Consider the following 20,696-nt stretch of genomic DNA (forward strand, 5'->3'; position numbering starts at 1 on the left):
TTTGGAGGATTGTACGGATGGCTCGGATTAGGACGTGGGTGACCACCACCCAGGAAGATGTTGGTCCTCACAAAGTCGTGCGGATGGTGCCGGCCGACGACGTAGCGGTTGATATTGGGGTGAAGTGGGCCGCTGCTGCTGTGCCTCGTCACTATGTCTCTGCGGATGAGATCGCGGTCGTTTTAAACGCACTCGGCAAACCGCAGGCGGCAGAGGTTCTCAGCGGAAAGCTGCCTTTGAGCAAACGGACTCGGTCGGGCGAACTCGGAGAGGTCCTCGCCACCCAGTATGTAGCGCGAGAACTCGGATACCGGATGATCGCACGCCTGCGGTGGAAGGACAGCCGCGAGATGCCCATGCGCGGCGACGATCTTCTCGGCATTCGCATGGCGGACGACAAGCTCGAGTTCCTGAAAGGCGAAGCGAAAAGTCGCACGAGCCTTTCGACTTCGACACTAGACGAGGCGGAAACAGCCTTGCTGAGTGAGCACGGCCTTCCGACGCCCCACGCGATGATGTTCGTCGCCGCGCGTCTGCGCGAAATGGGTGAAACGAACCTGTACGTCAAGATCCTCGCCGCCCAGCTTCATGGACGTATCAGATCCGGCGATGTCACACACCTGCTGTTCACGTTTTCTGGCAACAGCCCTCTCGTGTTGCTCCGCAATCACACCAATGCCTACAAAGGCGAAATCCGGCGACTCGGTGTGGGGCTGCAGGTCCCCGAGCATCAGTTGTTCATCCGTCGCGTCTTCGAGAAGGTGATCCGCGATGCCTACACGGCTTGAGGAACTCGAAACCGCCATCGGTCAAGCGACGACGTCAGGCTTTCGGGGACGGCTTCTTGCGCGCGGAGAGGCGCGCGCAATGATATGGCGTGAAGGTCGGCTCCCGGAGGACGCTCCCCCATTTGAGCCTCGACTGAGCCACGATCTCCTCTCCTACGGGTATGCGCTTCTGGAGCACGGTCTGGAGCTTAGCGACCTAGATGGATCTGCTGAGGCATCTCGGCGGGCGTTCGAGAACGCGGCGACAGCGATCGAGTCAGTCATCGCACGGGGAGAGGTGACAACGCAATTGGGCTTTCATCGGGTGGTGGCCGCAGCTAGCTTTCATCTCGCTCGATTCTCAGCGCGGGCTTTTTCCCTTCTGACGGCGACCCGCTACGATCAGAACATCTCCCCCACCGAGAAATGCCTGGTCCTACTCATGCTTCGGGATCTGGATGGCCTGACGATGCTCGTCTCCGAAAGTCGCGCGGACGGACGATCTGCGGACGCGAGTCTTGCCGAGGAGTTGCGTTCGACGCTTGCACCGGATGACGACAACAACGGGGACAGTGCCGATGTCTTGGATGTAGTCGATGCCGCATTGACCGATGCGTTCATGGGAGCGATCGGCGTGGCCATGCTGGCGTTCGAACGTGGCGAGCCGACTCTGCTCTCGGACGCCATTGCACGGCTCGAGGTGGGCATGCGCGGTGCGGCCACATTGAGTATGGTGCCGCACTGGTGGTGTCATCGGCTGGCGATTCACCTGCTGCGGGGCCTCTGGGATTCAAGCTTCCATGTAGTCCTACCGACGGGTCCGGAAAGCGGGAACACTGGCGACTGGAATCGCCTACGCGCTACATTCGTCGCCTCGCTCTTCCGCCGACGACGCTCAGAGATCGACCTCTGGCCCTCCCAAATGGAAGCCGCGTCACGAGTGCTCAATACGCAAGACAACCTCGTGCTCTCACTGCCCACGAGCGCCGGTAAGACCCGCATAGCAGAACTATGCATCCTCGCGACCTTGGCCGGAGGAAAGCGGGTGGTTTTCGTCACCCCCCTCCGCGCGCTCTCCGCGCAGACTGAGACCGCTCTGGAACGTACTTTTGTACCTCTCGGCAAGACCATCTCCTCCTTGTACGGCACCACCGGCGTCAGCGATGTCGACGAGAGCATCCTTCAGGACCGCGACATTGTGGTCTCGACTCCCGAGAAGCTCGACTTCGCCCTCCGCAACGATCCGGATCTACTCAATGACGTCGGACTGATCGTGCTCGACGAAGGACACATGATCGGAGCGAACGAGCGGGAAGTGCGGTACGAAGTCCAGATCCAGCGACTCCTTCGCCGCCCAGACGCGAAGACTCGGCGCATCATCTGTCTTTCAGCGATCCTGCCCGAGGGTGATGAAGTGAAGGACTTCGTCGATTGGCTGACAGACGACAAACCCGATGGGCTGATCAGCAGTGACTGGCGTCCCACCGTTCTCCGATACGGAGAAGTCGTATGGCGCGAAAACAACGCGAGGCTGAACATCACAGTCGGCGGTGAAGAACCGTATGTCCCCAGGTTCCTCACCGCGGAGAAAGTTCCCAGCAAGCAACGCAAGCTCCCATTCCCGAAAGACGCTCAAGAGCTCACGTTGGCCACCGCCTGGCGCCTCGTCGATGACGGCCAGACCGTCCTGGTGTTCTGCCCACTGAAGAGCTCGGTCAACGCATTTGCTAAATTGATCGTGAAGCTGACCCGGCAAGGCGCGCTCCGGGGCGTCTTTGACGGCGACCCGGCCCTTTTGAACACCGCCCTCAGCATCGGCCAGGAATGGTTCGGAACCGACCATCCTCTCCTCGCCTGTCTTCGCCTGGGCGTCGCTATCCATCATGGCTCTCTGCCCGGCCCCTTCAGGAAAGAAGTCGAGAAGCTCCTGCAACAGGGAGTGCTCAAAATTACAGTCTCCTCCCCCACGCTGGCACAGGGATTGAACCTGTCGGCGAGTTCGCTGGTGGTCCATAGTCTGTGGCGAAACCGGAAGCTCATCGACGCAGCCGAGTTCCGCAACATCGTAGGCCGAGCTGGACGAGCGTTCGTCGATTCGGCCGGACTCGTGGTGCATCCAATGTTCGAGCCCACCCGTCGGACACGTCAGAACTGGGAGCGGCTCGTCGAAGACTCGCAGCTGCGTGATATGCAGAGCGGGCTCGTCCGACTCCTCACCGCCATGCTCCAGAGAATTTCCGATAGTCTCGGCGAGGTGAACTGGGAAGACTTCACAGAGTACGTCACCGGACTTGCCGAATGGTCATTTCCGGTCATTGCTACGGAAGACGAAGAGACCGCAAACGAAGCCATGAAGTTATGGCCGGGCCAACTCGCGAGCCTGGACTGCGCGATCCTCGGACTGCTCAGCGACTCCTCTGTCTCGGAGCAGGATCTGGGCGCCGCGCTCGATGCAGTTCTCGCATCATCGCTTTGGGCACGCACAATCGCACGCTACCAGGAACCCGTGCGCAACGCCCTGCGAACCGGCCTCTTGGCACGAGCTGGGGTCATCTGGCGGAACACGACGCCAGATCAGCGGCGTGGCTATTACCTGGCCGGCGTTGGCGTCGCGACTGGGCGGGAACTCGACTCAAATGCTGAACAACTCAACCGTCAGCTCCACATTGCGGAAGCAGCCATCCAACTGGGCATGGACGACGAAGCGATCGACGCGATCACCCGTATCGCCAGGATCGTGCTCGATATCTTCCCCTTCACTCCTAAGACTCGACCAGATAACTGGGAGGAAATCTTGATCGGTTGGCTGCGAGGACGCCCAGTCGCGGAACTCGCAATCGACGACAGCCTCGAAACGGCTGAGGTCATCGAAGAAACCCTGGCATACCGACTCCCGTGGGCACTCGAAGCCGTTCGTGTCCGAGCCGCAGCGCACCCCAGCGCCGACGCTTTCCCTTTGGACGTATCCAATCCGGAGACTGGACTGAGCGTCGCTGCTGTAGAAGCCGGCACTCTCAACAGGGCAGCGGCAACGCTAATGCGAGCAGGCTTCGCCTCTCGATCGGGAGCGCTCGCCGCGGTGGAGTCAACGGAAGCCGAATTCACCACGCCAGCCGGACTGCACGAGTGGATGATCTCCAAGGCAACTCCAGTCGCGGCGAGGGACCCGTCTTGGCCGACACCGACCACCCGCGAGCTGTGGATGAGCTTCGCGACGCGCACGGTCGCCCTCCGACAGCGAACATGGATTCGTCAATTGCACGAATCCTCGGTGAGTTGGATTCCTGATCACCAGCCAATCTCCGGCGAACCATACAGAGCGATCTCCCACTCTGACGGTACGACCGTGCTCGAGACGGCAGATGCCCAGCGCGTCGGGGTGCTAACCGCCCGCCTTAAGTGGCGCCGTCAGGGGCTGCTGAAAGTCACCGGGATCGGAGCAGGAGACGTAGTCGAGCTCGACTATCTGGGGCCGTCCGACCTACTTGCGTAAGAACTCGCTTGGTGCTGACGTCTTAGGCTCATTGGGTAGTCATTTCAGCTGACCAAAGGTCGTTTTGGGACGTCCGACGAGCGCCTCCACGAAACCCTCACGTTGTGACTACTTAGACACTCCGAGGGAGCATCTGACCGGTCCGACACCCTCCGGGCAGAAGGGGTGGGCCGCCGAAAGTGGCCCCTCAACACAAGGCCTGTGACGCCGAAGATGGGATCGATGAAACGGCCACAAGCGGTTCTACTCCTCGGCAGCGAGTTCTGTTGTCCACAACGCCGCTTTGCTGAAAGCCCGAGGGCCAGAAATCCCACCTCCGAAAACAACAAAACGCGATGAAAGTTGCATATCGTCAAGGTTTTTCTGTCGTACTGACAGAATTTGAACCAAGGCAACGCTGCCCCAGTCAGGGGCGCTACCAGGCTGCGCACATCACGCGACGTGATTATTCAGTTATTCGGACGGCGCCTGAGGGGTCTAACCCATATCCCCCCCGGCTTCCAGGGTTTCCGCCAGCCCGGCCAGGACGGGCTGGCGGCCCAGTTCGATGTGCGAGTAGGCCAAGGAGTACGCCAACTCCGGACGGCCCGCGAGGATCGCATTGCACAGTTCTGTGTGCTCGTCGCGCTGCAGCTCGTTGCTGCGGTTATGCGCCAGCCCGAAGATCCAGCGCATGCGTCCAAACAGCGGCTTAACAGACTCGATCAGGAGCCGGTTCCCGGAGAGGCGCACGATTTCGGCGTGCAGTTCAGCACTGATGAGTACGACGTCGTCAGTTCGGTCCTCGTCGATGGCCGCCTTGGATGACTCCATCAGTTCCGCAAGGCGCCCGCCGTCGCCGCCTTCGGCAACGCGGGTGGCAGCCATGCGGGCGGCAAAGGTTTCCAGGCACAGCCGAACGTCGAAGAGTTCGTTGACGTCGGTGAGGGTCAGTTGCCGGACCACTGCGCCGCGGCGCGGGAACGTGGCAACGAATCCGTCCTGTTCCAGCCGTTGGATCGCCTCCCGGACCGGGATCCTGGAAACGCTGTACATCTCGGAAAGTTCGCGTTCGCGCAGCCGCGATCCCTGGGCAAAGGAACCGGAGACAATGCCTTCGAGGACCAGCTGATAAACGTACTCCGCACGTGCCTCGTCATCGCGGACATTGCCGGCTTCCGGGATCGCCTCTGCCACTCTCAAACTCCCCTTCATGCCAGCGTCCGCACGAGTTCGCCGGACGGTTCCGCTCACCGCTCCAACCGAGCATACACGGGTGGAAACAGCTCCTCCGCGGGACGGTTCAAGGCATCCCTTTCGGTGTAGGCCCGGCGCATCTTTGCGAAGAGGTCTTGGGCTGTGTTGCGCCAATAATCCATGTCCACACCGTGGATCATTCCGTCAGCCATGATGGTCCGGCCGGCCACAACGGAGAGGATGGCCTGACGGGCAGTTCCGTTGAGGGTCAGCGTCCGGAGCGGGTCCTCGTGGACGCCGTCGCGGATGTCTCCCAGGGCGAAGGCCACCATGTCTGCCTGGGCGCCGGGCTCCAGGCGGCCCAGGTCATCACGACGCAGCGCGCGGGCGCCGCCCAGGGTGACGGCGTCGAAGTATCCGGCGAGGTCACCGGCGTCGTTCCGGCCGGCGAGGATCTTCGCGAGCTGCACGCCGGCGTCGATGCCGCGGATGAGGTCCGGCGGGAAGGAGTCCGTTCCCAGGGAGATGTTCACGCCGGCGGCTTTGTAGGCGTTGAACGAGTCCAGGGTGCTGCCGTAGCGCATGGACGTGAGCGGGCAGTGGATGATGCTCGCTCCACTGGCCGCCAAGCGTGCCAGGTCTCCCCTGTCTTCCCCGTGGACGGCGGGGTTGCGGTCAATGTAGGTGGCGTGGGGAATGAGCAGCCTTTGATTGAGCAAACCAACCTGCTCAAGGAGTTCCAACGGCGTGACTCCATGCCATTCCAGGATCAGTTCACGCTCCACGAGCCCCTGGAGTGAGTGCAGTCGAACCAACACGTCGTGTTCCAGGGAGGCTGCTGCCGTGGCCTTGAGCAACTCGGCATCCAGAGTTTCAATGCGGCAGGGCAAGAGGACACCGGTGACCAGCGGATCGTCCAGTTCCCGCGCGTAGTCAATGAATCGCAAGGCGTCTGCGAACCCGTCATGGCCGCGGTCGGCGTCGAACATTACCGACCGTTCGCCGCTCTCCAGGACGACGTTCACGCCCGCGCGGTACGCCGGGCCCAAGTAGCCACGCAATCCGAGCCGCCGGCTGGTTTCGGCCATGCCCGCCAATTCCTCGAACGGCTCGGCCCATGCGGAATGAACCTCGGAAGCAATCGGCATGTAGGTGGTGACGCCGTGGAGGACCAGTTGAATCAGGGCGTATTCGCGGATTTGCTGGCGCTCTTCGGGCGTGAAGACGTCTACCCGACGGTTCCTGAAGTAGTCCTCCGACCACTGGTGTCCCTTGGCCTGCTCCGGCCCGGCCCAACTGTCCAGGATCAGGTGGTCGATGTCAGTGAGGGCATCGAGGTCGATCAGGCCGGGCATCAGCAGGGCATCGCCAAGGTGCCGTTCCTCATCAACGGGCCCCTGGTATTCATGACCGACGTAAACAATGGTGCTGCCGCTGTTGACCACGCAGGCGTCTTCCAGCAGGACATGCCGACCATCGTGGAAGCCCAGGACGTAGCGGGCGGTGGTCTTGACGTGCACGGGAGCTCCTTCGCTCGCTTCAAACAGGTATCTGGTATTCCAAACAGTACATTAATTGTGATTTACATCCCATCCATCCTGCTCTAGCATAATTTGGTATACAAGATTTTCCGGAGTCAGCTCCCAAACGAAACGAGCAATCGGTTGACCCAGTTACAATCCGTCGAACCCAACACCGGCAGCCCACCGCCTCTCCCGGCAACGACGCCGGACAGCACAGCAGCCACTCCTGCCGAGGCCAGATCACTGCTGGCCACGGCTTGGCTCAGGATCCGGCGCAGCAAGATCGCGCTCACCAGCCTGTGCGTGGTGGTGGCCATCGTGTTGTTCGCGATCCTCGCGCCGGTGCTGAGTACTATGTCAGGCAACGATCCCTTTACGTCCAACACCAGCCCGGAGGTCCTGGACGACTTCCAGACTCCCGGCCTTCCCCTGCCCGGCTACATGTACCCGTCGGCCGAGCACTGGCTCGGCGTTGAGCCAGGGCTGGGCCGCGACCTCTTCGCCAGGCTCGCCTTCGGCGGGCAGGTCTCAGTGACCATCGCTCTGCTGTCCACAGCCGTTTCGGTGGTGCTCGGAACCGTGTTGGGCGCCGCGGCAGGCTACTTCGGCGGCAAAACGGATGCCGTCATCAGCCGGATCATGGACCTGTTCCTCGCCTTCCCGCACCTCCTCCTGGTGCTGTCCTTGACGCCTATCCTGCAGTCCCGGCTTCGGGATACACCGTTGGGTGAAGGCAGCTTCCTCCCGATGGCCTCGCTGGTGATCATCCTCGGCTTCTTCGGCTGGGCCTACCTCGCCCGAATTGTCCGCGGCCAGGTGCTGAGCCTCCGCGAGCGCGAATTCGTGGAAGCAGCCCGTTCGTTCGGGGCTTCCCACCTCAGCGTGCTGTTCCGCCAAATCATCCCCAACGTCATGGGTGTGGTCCTGGTGTACGCCACCATGCTGATTCCCACCAACATCTCCGCTGAAGCAGCCCTGTCCTTCCTGGGCGTCGGCGTCAAGGACCCCACGCCGTCGTGGGGCCAGATGCTCAACGCCGCGCAGTCCGGCAACTGGTACCTCAGCGATCCCTGGTTCCTGGCCGTCCCTGGCGTGATGCTCATTGTCACTGTCCTGGCCTTCAACCTCCTTGGCGACGCCGTCCGCGACGCCTTGGACCCCAAAGCATCCCGTCACTAAATCCCCCGTTCCACCCACCCTTCACAGAGGAGCACCATGAAAACCCCACGAGAGCACTGGCGCTTTCCGTGCTGATCGCAATGTCGGCCGCAGGCTGCAGCGCCGGCCCCAACCAATCCACCGGATCCAAGCCCGAATCTGTCACCGAACTGGCACCCGTCGTGGTGAAGTCGGGGTTCAACGCCAAGGGCGGCAACCTCAACGTCCTGATGTCCTCGGATTTCCAGACCCTGGATCCCGGCAACAGCAACTATGTGCAGACGGCCAACGTGGGCCAGCTGTACTACCGGACGCTGACCATGGCCAAGGAAACCGCCGGCCAGCCGCCAACGGTAGTACCGGACCTCGCGACAGACACCGGCAAGGTCTCCGACGACGGCCTCAGCTGGACCTTCACCCTCAAGGAAGGCGTGAAGTTCGAGGACGGCACGCCCATCACGTCGGCAGACATCAAGTACGGCGTGGAGCGCACCTTCGCGCAGGACGTCTACACCCAGGCGCCGCAGGAGCTGAATGCAGCTCTCGACGCCGGCGGGTACAAAGGGCCTTACAAGGATCCTTCCGCTGTGCTCAAGGCAGTCGAAACACCTGACGATCGAACCATCGTCTTCCACCTGAAGAAGCCCTTCGCTGAGTTCCCGGCGCTGGCCTCCCGCTCAAATACGGCTCCTGTTCCGGCGGGCAAGGACACCAAACTGGACTACACCAACCACCCGGTTTCTTCCGGTCCTTACATGGTTGAGTCCTACAACCGCGGTAAGTCGTTGAAGCTGGTCCGCAATCCGCACTGGGATCCCGCGACGGACCCCAACCGCTCCGCCTTGCCTGACACGTTCAGCTTCTCCTTGTCCACGTCGCAGGCCACCATCAGCCAGCAACTCCTGGCAGACTCGGATCCCAACGCCATCACCCTCGATTCCAATGGCGCACTCCAGACCTCGGACTCCGCGAAACTGGCTGACGCGAAGGTGAAGGACCGTGTGGCCTCGGGGCTCCTGGGCTGCAACGACGTCCTGAGCCTCAACACCCAGAAAATCAAGGATCCGGACGTCCGGAAGGCCATCGCCCTGGCCCTGGACCGCCAGTCCATCCTGGTGCAGTACGGTGGACGCCGCTTCGGTGAGCTGACCCAAAGCCCGCTCAATGACAAGATGCGCGGCTACGTCGAAACCCAGCTGGACCTCGATCCGGCAGGCAAGCCCAAGCTGGAGGAAGCCAAGAAGCTCCTTGAAGGCAAGGATTACCCGAAGACCCTGACGTACGGCTACGCCAACAACCGCGATGCCTTCAAGAACACCGGCACCGTGGTCCAGCAGAACCTCAAGGCCCTGGGCATCGATGTTGAACTCGTGGCCATCCCTGCCCCGAACTACTACTCGATCATGGCCAGCGAGCAGCTCCCGGACCTCGGACGCTCCGGCTGGTGCGGCGGCGCCGACCCGGCATCCGTCCGTACGTCAGCCGATCCTTTGCTGGGCCCGAACAATGACGGCACCAGCTACGGATTCTCCAACACGTCGCGGTACTTCGATCCCGTGGTGTCCAAGACGATGTACGAGCTGCGCAACACGGACGGCACCTCGGAGGAACTGGGCAAGAAGTGGTCCGAAGCATTCGGCTCGGCCCTGAAGACCTACCCGATTGTTCCGCTCATCCGCACGCATACCAACTCCGTGGTGGGCTCGAATGTCCGCAATGCCCAGGTGGGCTACTTCTTCGGCGGCATCGACCTCTCGATCGTCGGCGTCGAGCACTAGCCCGCAATAGACCACCATGATGACTTTCATTCTTCGCCGGACCGGATCGTTGGTCCTGCTCCTCTTCGCGGTCAGTTTCATCACTTTCACCCTGTTCCAGCTGGGTCCGTCCGACCCTGCCGCCGCTGCGTGCGGGCAGGAATGCACCCCCGAACGGGTGGCGGAAGCCCGCGTCGCACTGGGCATGGACCAGCCGTTCTTTGTCCAGTACCTCGACTACATGCGCGGCTTGTTCTCGCCGCGCATGATCGGGGCTGCCGGTGCCCAGACGCTCTGCGAATGGCCGTGCCTGGGCAAGTCGTTCCAAACCAACGAGAACGTTGCGGACATCATCGCCCGCTCGCTTCCCTACACCTTCTCCATGGCCATCGGCGCGCTGGTGCTCTGGACCATCACGGGTGTGGGACTCGGCCTCCTCGCCGCCCTGCGCAAGGGCTCCCCGGTGGACAAGTTCATTGTTGGTGCCGCGTCCGTCGGAGTGTCCCTCCCCATCCCGGTCACGGGCCTGTTCCTGCTGCTCCTCTTCGTCAACCAGCTGCATCTGCTGCCCTTCACCACGAACGAGATCAACAGTCCGTTTGGTCCCCAGGGACCCGGAGCCTGGGTCACCAATTATTTGCTGCCCTGGATTGCGCTGGCCGTGCTCTTCAGCGCCTCCTATATCCGCGTCACCCGGACCAACATGATCGAGACTTTTGGTGAGGACTTCATACGGACGGCGCGGGCCAAGGGGCTCGCTCCACGGACCGTAACATTCAAGCATGGTGTCCGGGCCGGCATTACGCCCGTTGTCACCATGCTTGGAATGGACATCGGCCTCCTCCTGGGCGGCGCGGTGTTGACCGAGCAGATCTTCTCCGTTCCTGGCCTCGGCTTCACCGCAGTGCACGCCGCGATATCCGGCGATCTCCCCGTCACCATGGCCATCACCATGCTGGCTGCGTTCTTCGTGATCGTTGCCAATGTGCTGGTGGACCTCGCCTATGCAGCCATCGATCCCCGAGTGAGGCTTCAATGACCCGCACGCCACTGAGCTATGCCGCACCGGCGGTGGCTCCCGCAGACGCCCCAGCCTTCTTGGACGTCCGGAATCTCTCGGTGAAGTTCCCCACTGACGACGGCCTGGTGTCCGCCGTCAACGGCATGGACTTCACGCTGGAACGCGGCCAGACCCTGGGCATCGTTGGCGAGTCCGGCTCCGGTAAGTCCGTGACGAGCCAAGCCCTCATGGGCCTGCTGAAGGGCACCTCGGCGCAGGTCACCGGCCAGGCCTTGTTCCAAGGGAAGGACCTGGTCACGCTGCCGGAATCCGCTATGCGGCAACTCCGGGGACGCAACATCGGCATGATCTTCCAGGATCCCCTCTCGGCCCTGCACCCCTTTTACACGGTGGGCCACCAGATCGCCGAGGCCTACCTGGTCCACAACAAGGCGAGCAAAAAGCAGGCCCGGGCGGCCGCCGTCGACATGCTGGGAAGGGTGGGTATTCCGAGTCCGGAGCAGCGCTTCGACGAGTACCCGCACCACTTCTCCGGCGGCATGCGGCAGCGGGCCATGATCGCGATGGCACTCATTTGCGAGCCTGAGCTGCTGATCGCGGACGAGCCCACCACGGCGTTGGACGTCACCGTGCAGGCACAGATCCTGGACCTCATGTTGGAGCTGCAGGAGGAAACCAACTCCGCGCTCATCCTCATCACGCATGACCTGGGCGTTGTAGCAGAGGTGTGCCATAACGTCCTGGTCATGTACGGCGGGCAGTGCGTGGAATCCGGCCCCGTCGACGAAATCTTCTACGACACCCGTCATCCTTACACCCTTGGCCTGCTCAATTCGATGCCGACGCTGACCAGCGCCTCCGGCCAGCTCAATCCGATACCCGGCCAGCCGCCGTCGCTCCTGGACCTGCCCAAGGGGTGCATTTTCAGCGCGCGGTGCCAGTACGCCGAACTCGCCGGCGACGGCGTCTGCGCCAAGCAACGGCCCGAGCTCACGGTGGAAGACGGCCACGGCAAACGCTGCCACCTGAGCGGACCCCAGCTCCTCACCATCCGCAATGCGCGTTAGGACCGCCATGGACAACCAGCCCATTCTCCAGGTGGAGAACCTCCAAAAGCACTTCCCCCTCAAGGGCGGCCTCTTGCCGGGTGCCGCCAAGCGTTCGGTCAGAGCCGTCGACGGCGTCACCTTCAGTCTGGGGCGTGGCCAGACGCTGGGACTCGTGGGTGAGTCCGGGTGCGGTAAGTCGACCACGGGCCGGATGATCTCGCGGCTGATGGACCCCACCGGCGGCCGGATCATGATCGACGGCGTCGACATCAGTCAGTTGAAGGGACGCGAGCTCTACAATTTCCGGCGGAAAGTCCAGATGATTTTCCAGGACCCGTTCGCCTCGCTGAACCCGCGGCAGACCGTGGGGACAGCGATTGCGGCACCCATGGTGGCTCAGAAGATCAGTCCTCCCGGTGGATTGAAGAACCGTGTGAAGGAACTCCTGGACCAGGTTGGCCTCAAACCCGAGCACTACAACCGCTTCCCGCATGAATTCTCCGGCGGCCAGCGGCAACGCGTGGGCATCGCCAGGGCCATCTCACTGAACCCCTCGGTGATTGTGTGCGACGAACCGGTCTCCGCGCTGGACGTCTCCGTGCAGGCACAGGTAGTGAATCTGCTTCAGCAGATCCAGCGGGACACCGGGGTTTCGTACATTTTCATCGCGCATGACCTCTCGGTAGTCCGGCACATCTCACACGAAGTGGCCGTCATGTACCTGGGCAAAATCGTGGAACAGGGACCGCGCGATGACTTGTTCAACGATCCCCGGCATCCCTACACGCGCGCTTTGCTCTCCGCCGTGCCCCTCCCTGATCCGAGGGCTGCCCGCGAACAGGTCAAGATCCGGCTCCGGGGCGACCTGCCCTCGCCTGCGAATCCGCCGAGCGGCTGTGTGTTCCGGACCCGCTGTCCTCTCATCGCTACCCTTCCCGAAGAACAACGCCAGCGCTGCATCAACCAGATTCCAGCACCGGCCACGCCCGCCGCGCCGGCCTGCCACCACACCGGGGTGGCAGCCGCAGCGCTGGCGGGTGTGCAATAGACCCACAATCAAAGGAGAAACAGTGAATACCCTGATTCGTGCCGTCCGACCTTGGGGCCAGGCCCTGAGCGATGTCAGCGTTGCCGACGGCAAGATCACCGGAGTCGAACCCCATGACCCTGCGCGCCCGGTCCCGGATGGCACCACCATCGTGGAAGGGCGAAACCGCATCCTGGTTCCGTCCTTCTCCGACGTCCACGTGCACTTGGACTCCACCCGGATCGGCCTTCCCTTCCGGGAACACACAGGCGGCCCAGGCGTGTGGACCATGATGATGAACGACCGGCTCAATTGGCGCAACGCCGAGGTCCCCTTGCAAGACCGGGTCAATGACACCCTTGGCCGCATGATTGCCCGTGGCACCACCCGGGTGCGTTCCTACGCCCAAGTGGACGTGGACTGCCGGCTGGAACGCTTCGAAGCCGTGGCAGCCGCCAAAGAAAAGTTCGCCGGGCAGGCCTCCGTAGACATCATCGCGTTCCCCCAGGCCGGCCTTTTGCTGGAGGAAGGCACGGTTGAGCTGATGGAAGAGGCATTGAAAGCCGGTGCCAACGTGATGGGTGGCATCGACCCCTGCACCCTGGACCGGGACCCGGTGAAGCACCTGGACATCGTGTTCGGCCTGGCGGAGAAGTACCAAGTGCCCATCGACATCCACCTCCACGAGCCCGGCGAGCTGGGTGTCTTCAGCACTGACCTGGTGCTGGAACGTACCCGGGCCTTGGGCATGCAGGGCAAAGTCACCATGTCCCACGCCTACCAGCTGGGCAGTGTCAACGAGGCCACTACCCGACGGCTCATTGATTCCTTCGCCGAACTGGACGTCTCGTTGGCTTCCGTCGCGCCGGCCGCCTCGGGCCAGTTGCCCATCCCGCTGCTAACGGAAGCGGGCGTGCGGCTGGGCCTGGGCGAAGACGGCCAGCGGGATTACTGGTCTCCGTACGGCAACACTGACATGCTGGACCGTACCTGGCAGCTGGCGTTCACCCACGGTTTCCGCAAGGACGAACTGATCGAGCACTGCCTGGCCATTGCCACCATAGGTGGGGCCAGCATCCTGGACCCCAACGCCACGCGACTTAAGGACACCTCCCACCGTCCCGGCGTCGAAGTTGGCGAACCCGCCGAGTTGCTGCTGGTGGACGGCGAGACTGTAGCCTCCACGGTCATGGACCGGGGCAAGGACCGCACCGTGATCCACGCAGGCAAGGTAGTGGCCGACCAGCTGGAACTGGTTTAAGCCTAGGGGACTGTCGCCGGCACCGGGTTTCGTGAGCGGTTTCGTTTCCTCGACCTGGATGGTGGTCGGGTGCTCGCGTCTGCCGGCGACCAGTCCTGGTTCCCTATCGATATGTTTCCGTTGCCGGGGAGTGATGGTGCGGTGGATTGGTAGCGGTGACCGGTGGGGGTTGTGACTTCCAGAGCGGGGCTCTCTTGCCTGACGTTCCAGCCGGGGTTCTCTTTGGTGTGGTTGCACGCCTCACACAGCCCGGCACCGTTATCCGCGCTGGTCTGCCCACCCGCATGCCACGCGATCACATGGTCGTAGTGCCGGATCGGCGCATCACAAAACGGGGTACGGCACGTCTCATCACGGGTCTCGATAAACCTGCGCAAACCCTTCGGGAACAACCTCGCCCGCGAATCCATGGCCAACAACTCGCCAGTGCCCGGAGCTGTAAAAAGTCTTCGTATCCAGACGTCGAAGTGCGCGTGGTCATTGCCTGTCAGGCTGGGCGGCTCGCGCTTGACCAGCTCCCTCGCCCAGCCCGCCGGGACAATCCCGTAACCCTTCAACCTCGCCGGTTCCGAATCACCCTGCAACAGGGCCCGGTCGGTCATCACCAGCTCCACATGCACCCCAGCGATCCCACCCGGGGTGCCCGTGACCCGCTCCACCAACGTATCCGCCATCACCTGCCCCTTGGACCGGGCATCACCTTCGGACCGGGCGGTACCCGCCGCCCGGGTCAACGCCGCATAAACAGCCACACCCTGCGCCACGGGCAGCAACGCTGTCAGGTATGTCATGGTGTCCGGCGCCGGACGCAAACCCACGTTCCGCTCATTCACCGCGTACGCGGCCCGCCGCGTCACCGACCGCGGATCCCGCCGATACGCCGCCGCCTTCACCGCCGCAACAATCGCCCTATCACCCTTGCCCTCAAACGTGCCCGTATCCGCAGCCAACTCCTCATCCACCGCACACCGGTCCTCCACCGACAAGCACGCCGTCTCCTTCACGAACAAGGTCGCACGCCACTCATTCAACAAACCCGATTCCAACGCCGCCAACGTCCGCGGCATCTCCGTCACCAGGGCCTTCGCCAACCCCAGCAACCGCGAACCCTTGCTCGGCGACTCCCGACGCGCCAACGCCACCTGCGCCGCCACACCCTTCCCCCGCTCAGAGTCCGGCACACCAGCAGCAGCCTGCTCACGACGCTGCGCAAGATCAAACGCCACAGCCACCCTTGCCTGCACCGCCGCCACCGCCGACTTCAAATCCTCCAAACCACGCAACTGATCAACCAACCCAGCACTATCACCAGCCGGATCGAGCACACCAACAGCGGCAATCAACTCCCGAATCAAGGGCCCCTCTTGCCGAACAGGCAGGACAGAACCACCCGCGGCGCCACCACCGCCACCACCCTGCTGCCCCGAAATCCCGTCCATGACACCACTCTTCCAGCCCACACCCGGCAGCAGCAGCCCCACGAAACCCTATGTGGAAACACCCCCAAAGCGCCCAACCACCCCTCCTCCACAAACGTTGGCCCGAGAGCCAGAGGAACGTTTCGCAGCAGGTTAGCGCCCCGGCAGACAGCTGGCGGCGAAGGCGGCGGTCGCGTCCAGCGGATCGTTGTTTCGCGGCCTACGTGCCCTACTCAGGGCTTGCGGTGGGAGCGCCGTCCAAGGGCGTCCACCACGTCAACGGCGGCGCGACCTTGAAGCGGCGTCCGGACACCGTATTGGGCGTGATCCGGATGAACTGGTCCTTTTGGCCGGCCTCCCATGGAAAGAGCAGGAGACCAATGGTATCCAGCACGTCCTGGGTGAGTTTCACGGCCGTTGCCTGCCCTTTGGCCACCACGCTCCACGCGATGCCAGTGTCCGCGTCGACGCCATCTGCTTCGATGGCAACGGGCGTATCGCTGAGTGCCGCGTGGAGTTTGGTGCCCTCCCCCGTGCGGAATACCAGCGTTCCGTGATCCACCTTGTAGTTCACGGGGAAGATATCCGGGTGGTCGTCCACCCAGACCGCCAAGCGGCCCACGGATACCCCGCGGAGGAGTTCCCAGCATTCATTGGCCTGCAGAATTTCCGTGCCGCTACCGGGCGCTGAGTTCGTCATAACGCCGAGGATACGCCGGACCGGACGCGCCGACCAGGGCGCATCGACAGCTCAAAATCAGCGGACCAACTCGGGTTTGGTGTGGGTTTCCGCCGAGGGTTCAACGCTTTCGATGCTTGCCACAGGACCGCGGATGGCGAAGAATCCCGCACCCGCGAGAACCAACGCCTCGGCCGCCAATGCAAGGAACGTGGCTTCCCATCGTCCGGTCCAGGTGTGCAACAGACCGGCCGCCAGTGGACCAAGGGACGCCAGCGCGAATCCAAAACCCTGGCTCATGGCAGAAAGTTTTCCGGCCGATTGGGGTCCCGCAGAACGAATCACCACGAGTGCCATCCCCAGCCCAAACCCAGCGCTCTGGACCACACCCAGCACTCCAACCATGGGGAACTGCAGGGCAGCCGGTGCCAGCAACACGCCGATCAGGGCCACCGCCACGGAGATTCCCAGGCCCGGAGCCAGGACGCGAAGGACCCTCGGGCGCGAGGCAAGGACAGGGGCCAAAAGGCTCGCGGGAAGGCCGGCCAAGCTGAACCAGGCAAGAAGGGCGGCAGCGTCGGCGGGTGAGAGCCCCTTGGACATCAGGTACACGGCCAACCAGGAGGTGATGGCGAAATAGAGCATGGCCTGCAGCCCGAAGAACGCCGTCACCGCCCAGGCAGTGCGCTGCTTCCGTAGCGGGGTCACCTTTCCGGTAGCGTCCGACGCCGGTGCGCCGCCGCCTGCCGCCCAGCTCCGTGCCGCGGTGGCGAGGTCCGGCACCCCGGCGCCCGCCGCCGTCGTACGGCGTGTGCCAAGGATGAGGATCGCGCCAGCGACGGCCGGCAGCGCCCAGACGGCAAGGGCCCACGCGAGGCTGCCGCCAAAGGCCTGCTCCAACGGCTGGACCAGCCCGGCCCCGAGCGCCGCGCCAAGTCCGAAGCCCATGGTGCACAGCCCAGTCCACCACCCGGTGCCGTGGTTTGCCTTGACGATCTGCGGGACCAAAACGCTCGCCGTCATGATGGCTGTGCCGGCCAGGAAGGTTCCGGGAAGCAGAAGAGCGGGAAGCACGACGCGAAGCACCAAGGCACCCGCCAACACCATCAACGCGAGGCCGATGGCAGGAGCGGCGCCTACCTTCCTGGCAAGCCAAGGGGCGATCGGCCCGGAGACACCAAAAGCCAGGACAGGCAGGGTACCCAGCAGCGGAAGGAGCGATGGATCCAGCCCGAAAGCACCGTTGACCTGATTCATGACGCCAGCCACGGTGGTGATGGTGGGCCGAAGATTCACGGACACCACCACCAGCGCGAGCAGCACCAACCAGGCGCCCGTCCGCGCCGCATTCGAAGACCGCACCATTGCGCCCAACACCCACTCTCAATTTACTTTGGTATACCAAGATAGGATATGGGTAGAGGCGATCAATGTAAATCGCGATCAGGATTGCGGCGCTTGGATGCTATCGGCCTGCTTGGAATACCAAAGTGGGCTAAATGGCTTTCCCGGGGTTCAGAATGCCGGACGGGTCGAACAGCTCCTTGATCCGCCGCTGCAGCTCCCTCACAGGCTCAGGCTGTTCCAAGCCGAGCCAGCGCAGCTTGTACTGCCCAACGCCATGCTCGCCGGTGATGGTTCCACCCATCTCCAGCCCCACGCGGATGGACTCGTCCAATGCGGCGTTGAGCCGGACCAAGGCGTCAGCGTCGGTGGCAGGGTCCACCCGGTCCAGCCAGAAGGTGGGGTGCAGGTTGCCGTCGCCAGCGTGTGCCACCACCTTGAGGCGGACCTGGTGGCGATCGGCCATGGCTTCGAGCTGGGCCACGAAGTCCACCAACCTGGAACGAGGCACCGCAATGTCCTCGCCAACCCGGAACTCGTCGTCCACTTCCACGCCCCGGCTGTTGCGCCGCAGCTCCACCAGCATCTCGGCTTCCTCGCTGGCCTCCATGGTGACTGTTGCGCCGCCGTCGGACAGCACCTGGCGAACGACGGCGGCTTCAGCCGCTGCGCCGAAACCGTCGGTCTGGATCAGCAGCAGGGACTTGCCCCTGGTCTGCAGGTCAGAGCCGTTGAGTTCGTCCAGTTGGACCAGGGTGCCGTTATCGAGGAGCTCCATGATGGCCGGCTGCACACGGGCTTTGCCCACAGCAAGCACGCCTGCGGCAGCGCTGCGGAAGTCCTTATAGAACGCGGCAATGGTGTGGATCTCGCGGGGCAGGTATTTGAGCCGCACGGTCACGCCAACCACAATCCCCAAGGTCCCCTCGGAACCTACCAGCAACGCCGTCAGGTCGTAACCCGCCACGCCCTTGAACGTCTGGTGCCCGGTGTGGAGCAGCGAACCGTCCGCCAGCACCACATCCAAAGCGAGGACGGAATCCCGGGTCACGCCGTATTTAGCGCACCGCAGCCCACCGGCATTGGTGGCCACGTTGCCTCCGATGGTGGACATCTTGTAGCTCGCGGGATCCGGAGCGTACATGAGGCCGTGTTCGGCGGCAGCAGCGTTCAGCTCGGCGTTGATGACGCCAGGTTCGACGACGGCGGTTTCGTCGTCCGCGTTCACGGCGAGGATGCGATTCATCCGTTCGAGACTCAGCACGATGCACCCCTGTGTTGCGTGTGCACCACCGGAAACGCCGGTGCCGGCACCGCGGGCGACGATGGGAACCTTGTGGGCGGCGCATGCGCGCACGATGTTCTGGACGTCGTCCACAGATTCGGCCCAGACGACGGCGAGAGGCAGGTGCCGCTCCAATAGCGGCCCTTGGTCCGCCGAATAGACGGCGCGGGTTTCTTCGTCCTCGGCCACCTGGCCGGTCTGAAGGTTCGCTTTCAGTTCGTTCAGGAACGATTGGTTTTGCCTGGCCTGGGAAAGATCCTGGTACTGACCGATCGTGCGGTCTTCGATGCTTTCCTTGGTTGTTCCGGCCATGACCGTTTCATCCGACAAGGGATTCCTCCACACATGAGCACCGCGGACTTGCCAAATCGGCAGTCTTCGCAGTGTTTTCAGTGCTCACCAGTCTAATCAGTGCTGACCGCGTCCATCGCCGATTCGGAGACGCCCACGTGCGTCGGAGGAAGTTGCCGCTCCATGAAGAGTTCTTGCTTGGTGACGTCCAGGGGGTAGGGTTTGCTTTCCCCTGTCAGCTCAAAACCGTGGCGTTTGTAGAAGGCGAGTGCTCGGCGATTGTCCTGGTGGACACCAAGCTCCAACCACGCAGCACCCAGGTCGCCAAGTGCTGCTTGGCACGCTTCGCGCAAAAGCTGGTCAGCCAGACCCAGTCCCCTGTACTCCGGTGCAACATAGACGCTGATCAGCATGGCCTGCAGTGCTCGGCCGGGATCCTGCGGATGCTTGACCACCACCCGCATCAGGGCCCGGATCCTGCTGCCTCGTCCGCCCTCATCCGCAATGAGCGTGACGCTGTCATCCGCTGACATCGCCGAGGCACGTTCATGCCACTGCGCGTCGGTTTGCCTGCGCGCAGCCTGCAGACTCTCTACGTAGGCCATGGGAGTGTCAGCCAGCATCTCCAGGCGCACGGCTTTGAGCAGGGGCCAGTCTTCGGGCACCAGACGCCTGATGCTAGGCAACGGCTCCGCCCATGAACCGTGAATAGTTCCCAAGCACCCCGGGCCAACCTTCAGCATATGAGGCCCGTGTTGCCTCAGGCTCCTTGGCGCCTTCCCATCCGTCATGCACCAGGCGCACCTCCGTGCCCTCTTCGACTGCCCTGAAGGCGACCCTCAACTCCGTGGACCACAGCGGCGTGCTTGCGGGGTACCAGCTGGCGTGGAAGGACAGCGGTGGCTGCCAATCGTCAATGGTGCCCCAGACCGACGTCTCGCCGTCCTGAGACGTTTCCAGGATCAGGTTCTCTTCGAATTCCACGTGGGAGCCTGCGCCGTAGACGCTGTGCTCCTCCAGGGGCCACCAAAGATGCGGGTGGTCCGTGAAACCCATGAACGCATGCTGGATGGTGGTGGGTACAACAACGGTAAAGACCAAAGGTTCGAGCTGGTCCGCCCCCGCCTGCGACTCTCCACTGTCGGGTTCAGGGTGGCTGAAAAGACTGTCCATGGTCATCAACTTTACCCGCGCCGCCAGGCTGTCCCAATGGTTGTTTGTGGGGCCTGTACTGCGTTCTATGTCGTGGTTTTGGGGCGTTGTGCAGGCCTCGCAACGGTGCGTTGGCCGACGTTTGGTGTGGTTTGTGGTGTTAAATGGCGGGAGCCCCGACCGTCGTGGTCGGGGCTCCCGTTAATGGTTGTCCGGCGGTGTCCTACTCTCCCACACCCTCCCGGGTGCAGTACCATCGGCGCTGTGGGTCTTAGCTTCCGGGTTCGGAATGGGA

At 63.0% G+C, this 20,696-nt stretch carries 16 protein-coding genes and 1 rRNA gene; 8 read left to right on the top strand and 9 right to left on the bottom strand.

Annotated elements, in window-relative coordinates; genetic code table 11:
- Positions 1–38 precede the first annotated feature (38 nt).
- Both ACFVSJ_RS23715 and ACFVSJ_RS23720 read left to right on the top strand, forming a co-directional pair.
- Positions 39–788, top strand: coding sequence for a Hachiman antiphage defense system protein HamA (locus tag ACFVSJ_RS23715; RefSeq protein ID WP_387439572.1), 750 nt, complete (start codon positions 39–41; stop codon positions 786–788).
- Positions 772–4,260 carry a DEAD/DEAH box helicase gene (locus ACFVSJ_RS23720; protein ID WP_387439573.1) on the top strand — a complete coding sequence of 1,163 codons (3,489 nt, stop codon included), beginning with the start codon at positions 772–774 and terminating at the stop codon, positions 4,258–4,260. Before ACFVSJ_RS23715 ends, ACFVSJ_RS23720 begins: the two co-directional genes overlap by 17 nt.
- 477 nt (positions 4,261–4,737) lie before the next feature.
- Here ACFVSJ_RS23720 and ACFVSJ_RS23725 read toward each other — a convergent pair whose 3' ends face one another.
- Positions 4,738–5,436, bottom strand: a complete 699-nt coding sequence (locus ACFVSJ_RS23725; RefSeq protein ID WP_387439574.1) for a GntR family transcriptional regulator — start codon at positions 5,434–5,436, stop codon at positions 4,738–4,740.
- Between the two features lie 53 nt (positions 5,437–5,489).
- Entirely contained in the window at positions 5,490–6,956 is a 1,467-nt protein-coding gene (locus ACFVSJ_RS23730; protein ID WP_387439575.1) for a chlorohydrolase family protein, read from the bottom strand.
- A 144-nt stretch (positions 6,957–7,100) separates the two neighbouring features.
- Between ACFVSJ_RS23730 and ACFVSJ_RS23735 the strand changes: the two genes are divergently transcribed.
- The 6 genes from ACFVSJ_RS23735 (at position 7,101) to ACFVSJ_RS23760 (ending at position 14,232) form a co-directional block, all read left to right on the top strand.
- Complete coding sequence (locus ACFVSJ_RS23735; RefSeq protein ID WP_387439576.1) at positions 7,101–8,138, top strand: ABC transporter permease; 1,038 nt, start codon at positions 7,101–7,103, stop codon at positions 8,136–8,138.
- Between the two features lie 68 nt (positions 8,139–8,206).
- The gene (locus ACFVSJ_RS23740; protein WP_387439577.1) at positions 8,207–9,895 is read left to right on the top strand and encodes an ABC transporter substrate-binding protein; all 1,689 of its coding nucleotides are present in this window, start codon (positions 8,207–8,209) and stop codon (positions 9,893–9,895) included.
- A gap of 19 nt (positions 9,896–9,914) precedes the next feature.
- The gene (locus ACFVSJ_RS23745; protein ID WP_387439578.1) at positions 9,915–10,913 is read left to right on the top strand and encodes an ABC transporter permease; all 999 of its coding nucleotides are present in this window, start codon (positions 9,915–9,917) and stop codon (positions 10,911–10,913) included.
- The gene (locus ACFVSJ_RS23750) at positions 10,910–11,962 is read left to right on the top strand and encodes an ABC transporter ATP-binding protein (RefSeq protein WP_387439579.1); all 1,053 of its coding nucleotides are present in this window, start codon (positions 10,910–10,912) and stop codon (positions 11,960–11,962) included. The genes ACFVSJ_RS23745 and ACFVSJ_RS23750 overlap by 4 nt, the downstream gene beginning before the upstream one ends.
- A 7-nt stretch (positions 11,963–11,969) precedes the next feature.
- Positions 11,970–12,992, top strand: a complete 1,023-nt coding sequence (locus tag ACFVSJ_RS23755) for an ABC transporter ATP-binding protein (protein WP_387439580.1) — start codon at positions 11,970–11,972, stop codon at positions 12,990–12,992.
- A 22-nt stretch (positions 12,993–13,014) separates the two neighbouring features.
- The gene (locus tag ACFVSJ_RS23760) at positions 13,015–14,232 is read left to right on the top strand and encodes an amidohydrolase family protein (protein ID WP_387439581.1); all 1,218 of its coding nucleotides are present in this window, start codon (positions 13,015–13,017) and stop codon (positions 14,230–14,232) included.
- A gap of 2 nt (positions 14,233–14,234) precedes the next feature.
- Here the strand turns inward: ACFVSJ_RS23760 and ACFVSJ_RS23765 are convergent, their stop codons facing one another.
- From ACFVSJ_RS23765 to rrf, 7 genes are all read right to left on the bottom strand, one after another.
- Positions 14,235–15,671, bottom strand: coding sequence for a DUF222 domain-containing protein (locus ACFVSJ_RS23765; RefSeq protein ID WP_387439582.1), 1,437 nt, complete (start codon positions 15,669–15,671; stop codon positions 14,235–14,237).
- A 208-nt stretch (positions 15,672–15,879) separates the two neighbouring features.
- Entirely contained in the window at positions 15,880–16,350 is a 471-nt protein-coding gene (locus ACFVSJ_RS23770) for a pyridoxamine 5'-phosphate oxidase family protein (RefSeq protein WP_387439583.1), read from the bottom strand.
- 57 nt (positions 16,351–16,407) lie between these two features.
- Entirely contained in the window at positions 16,408–17,691 is a 1,284-nt protein-coding gene (locus ACFVSJ_RS23775) for an MFS transporter (RefSeq protein WP_387439584.1), read from the bottom strand.
- Positions 17,692–17,824: 133 nt separating this feature from the next.
- Positions 17,825–19,270: an FAD-binding oxidoreductase gene (locus tag ACFVSJ_RS23780; RefSeq protein ID WP_387439587.1), complete on the bottom strand. Its 1,446-nt coding sequence runs from the start codon at positions 19,268–19,270 to the stop codon at positions 17,825–17,827.
- 92 nt (positions 19,271–19,362) lie between these two features.
- On the bottom strand, positions 19,363–19,914 hold the full coding sequence (locus ACFVSJ_RS23785; RefSeq protein WP_387439585.1) for a GNAT family N-acetyltransferase: 552 nt from the start codon (positions 19,912–19,914) through the stop codon (positions 19,363–19,365).
- 13 nt (positions 19,915–19,927) lie between these two features.
- Positions 19,928–20,422, bottom strand: coding sequence for an SRPBCC domain-containing protein (locus tag ACFVSJ_RS23790; protein ID WP_387439586.1), 495 nt, complete (start codon positions 20,420–20,422; stop codon positions 19,928–19,930).
- A gap of 189 nt (positions 20,423–20,611) precedes the next feature.
- Positions 20,612–20,696, bottom strand: a 5S ribosomal RNA gene (rrf, locus tag ACFVSJ_RS23795); the annotation flags it as partial.

The organism is Paenarthrobacter sp. NPDC058040 (genome assembly GCF_042885775.1).
Lineage (GTDB): Bacteria > Actinomycetota > Actinomycetes > Actinomycetales > Micrococcaceae > Arthrobacter.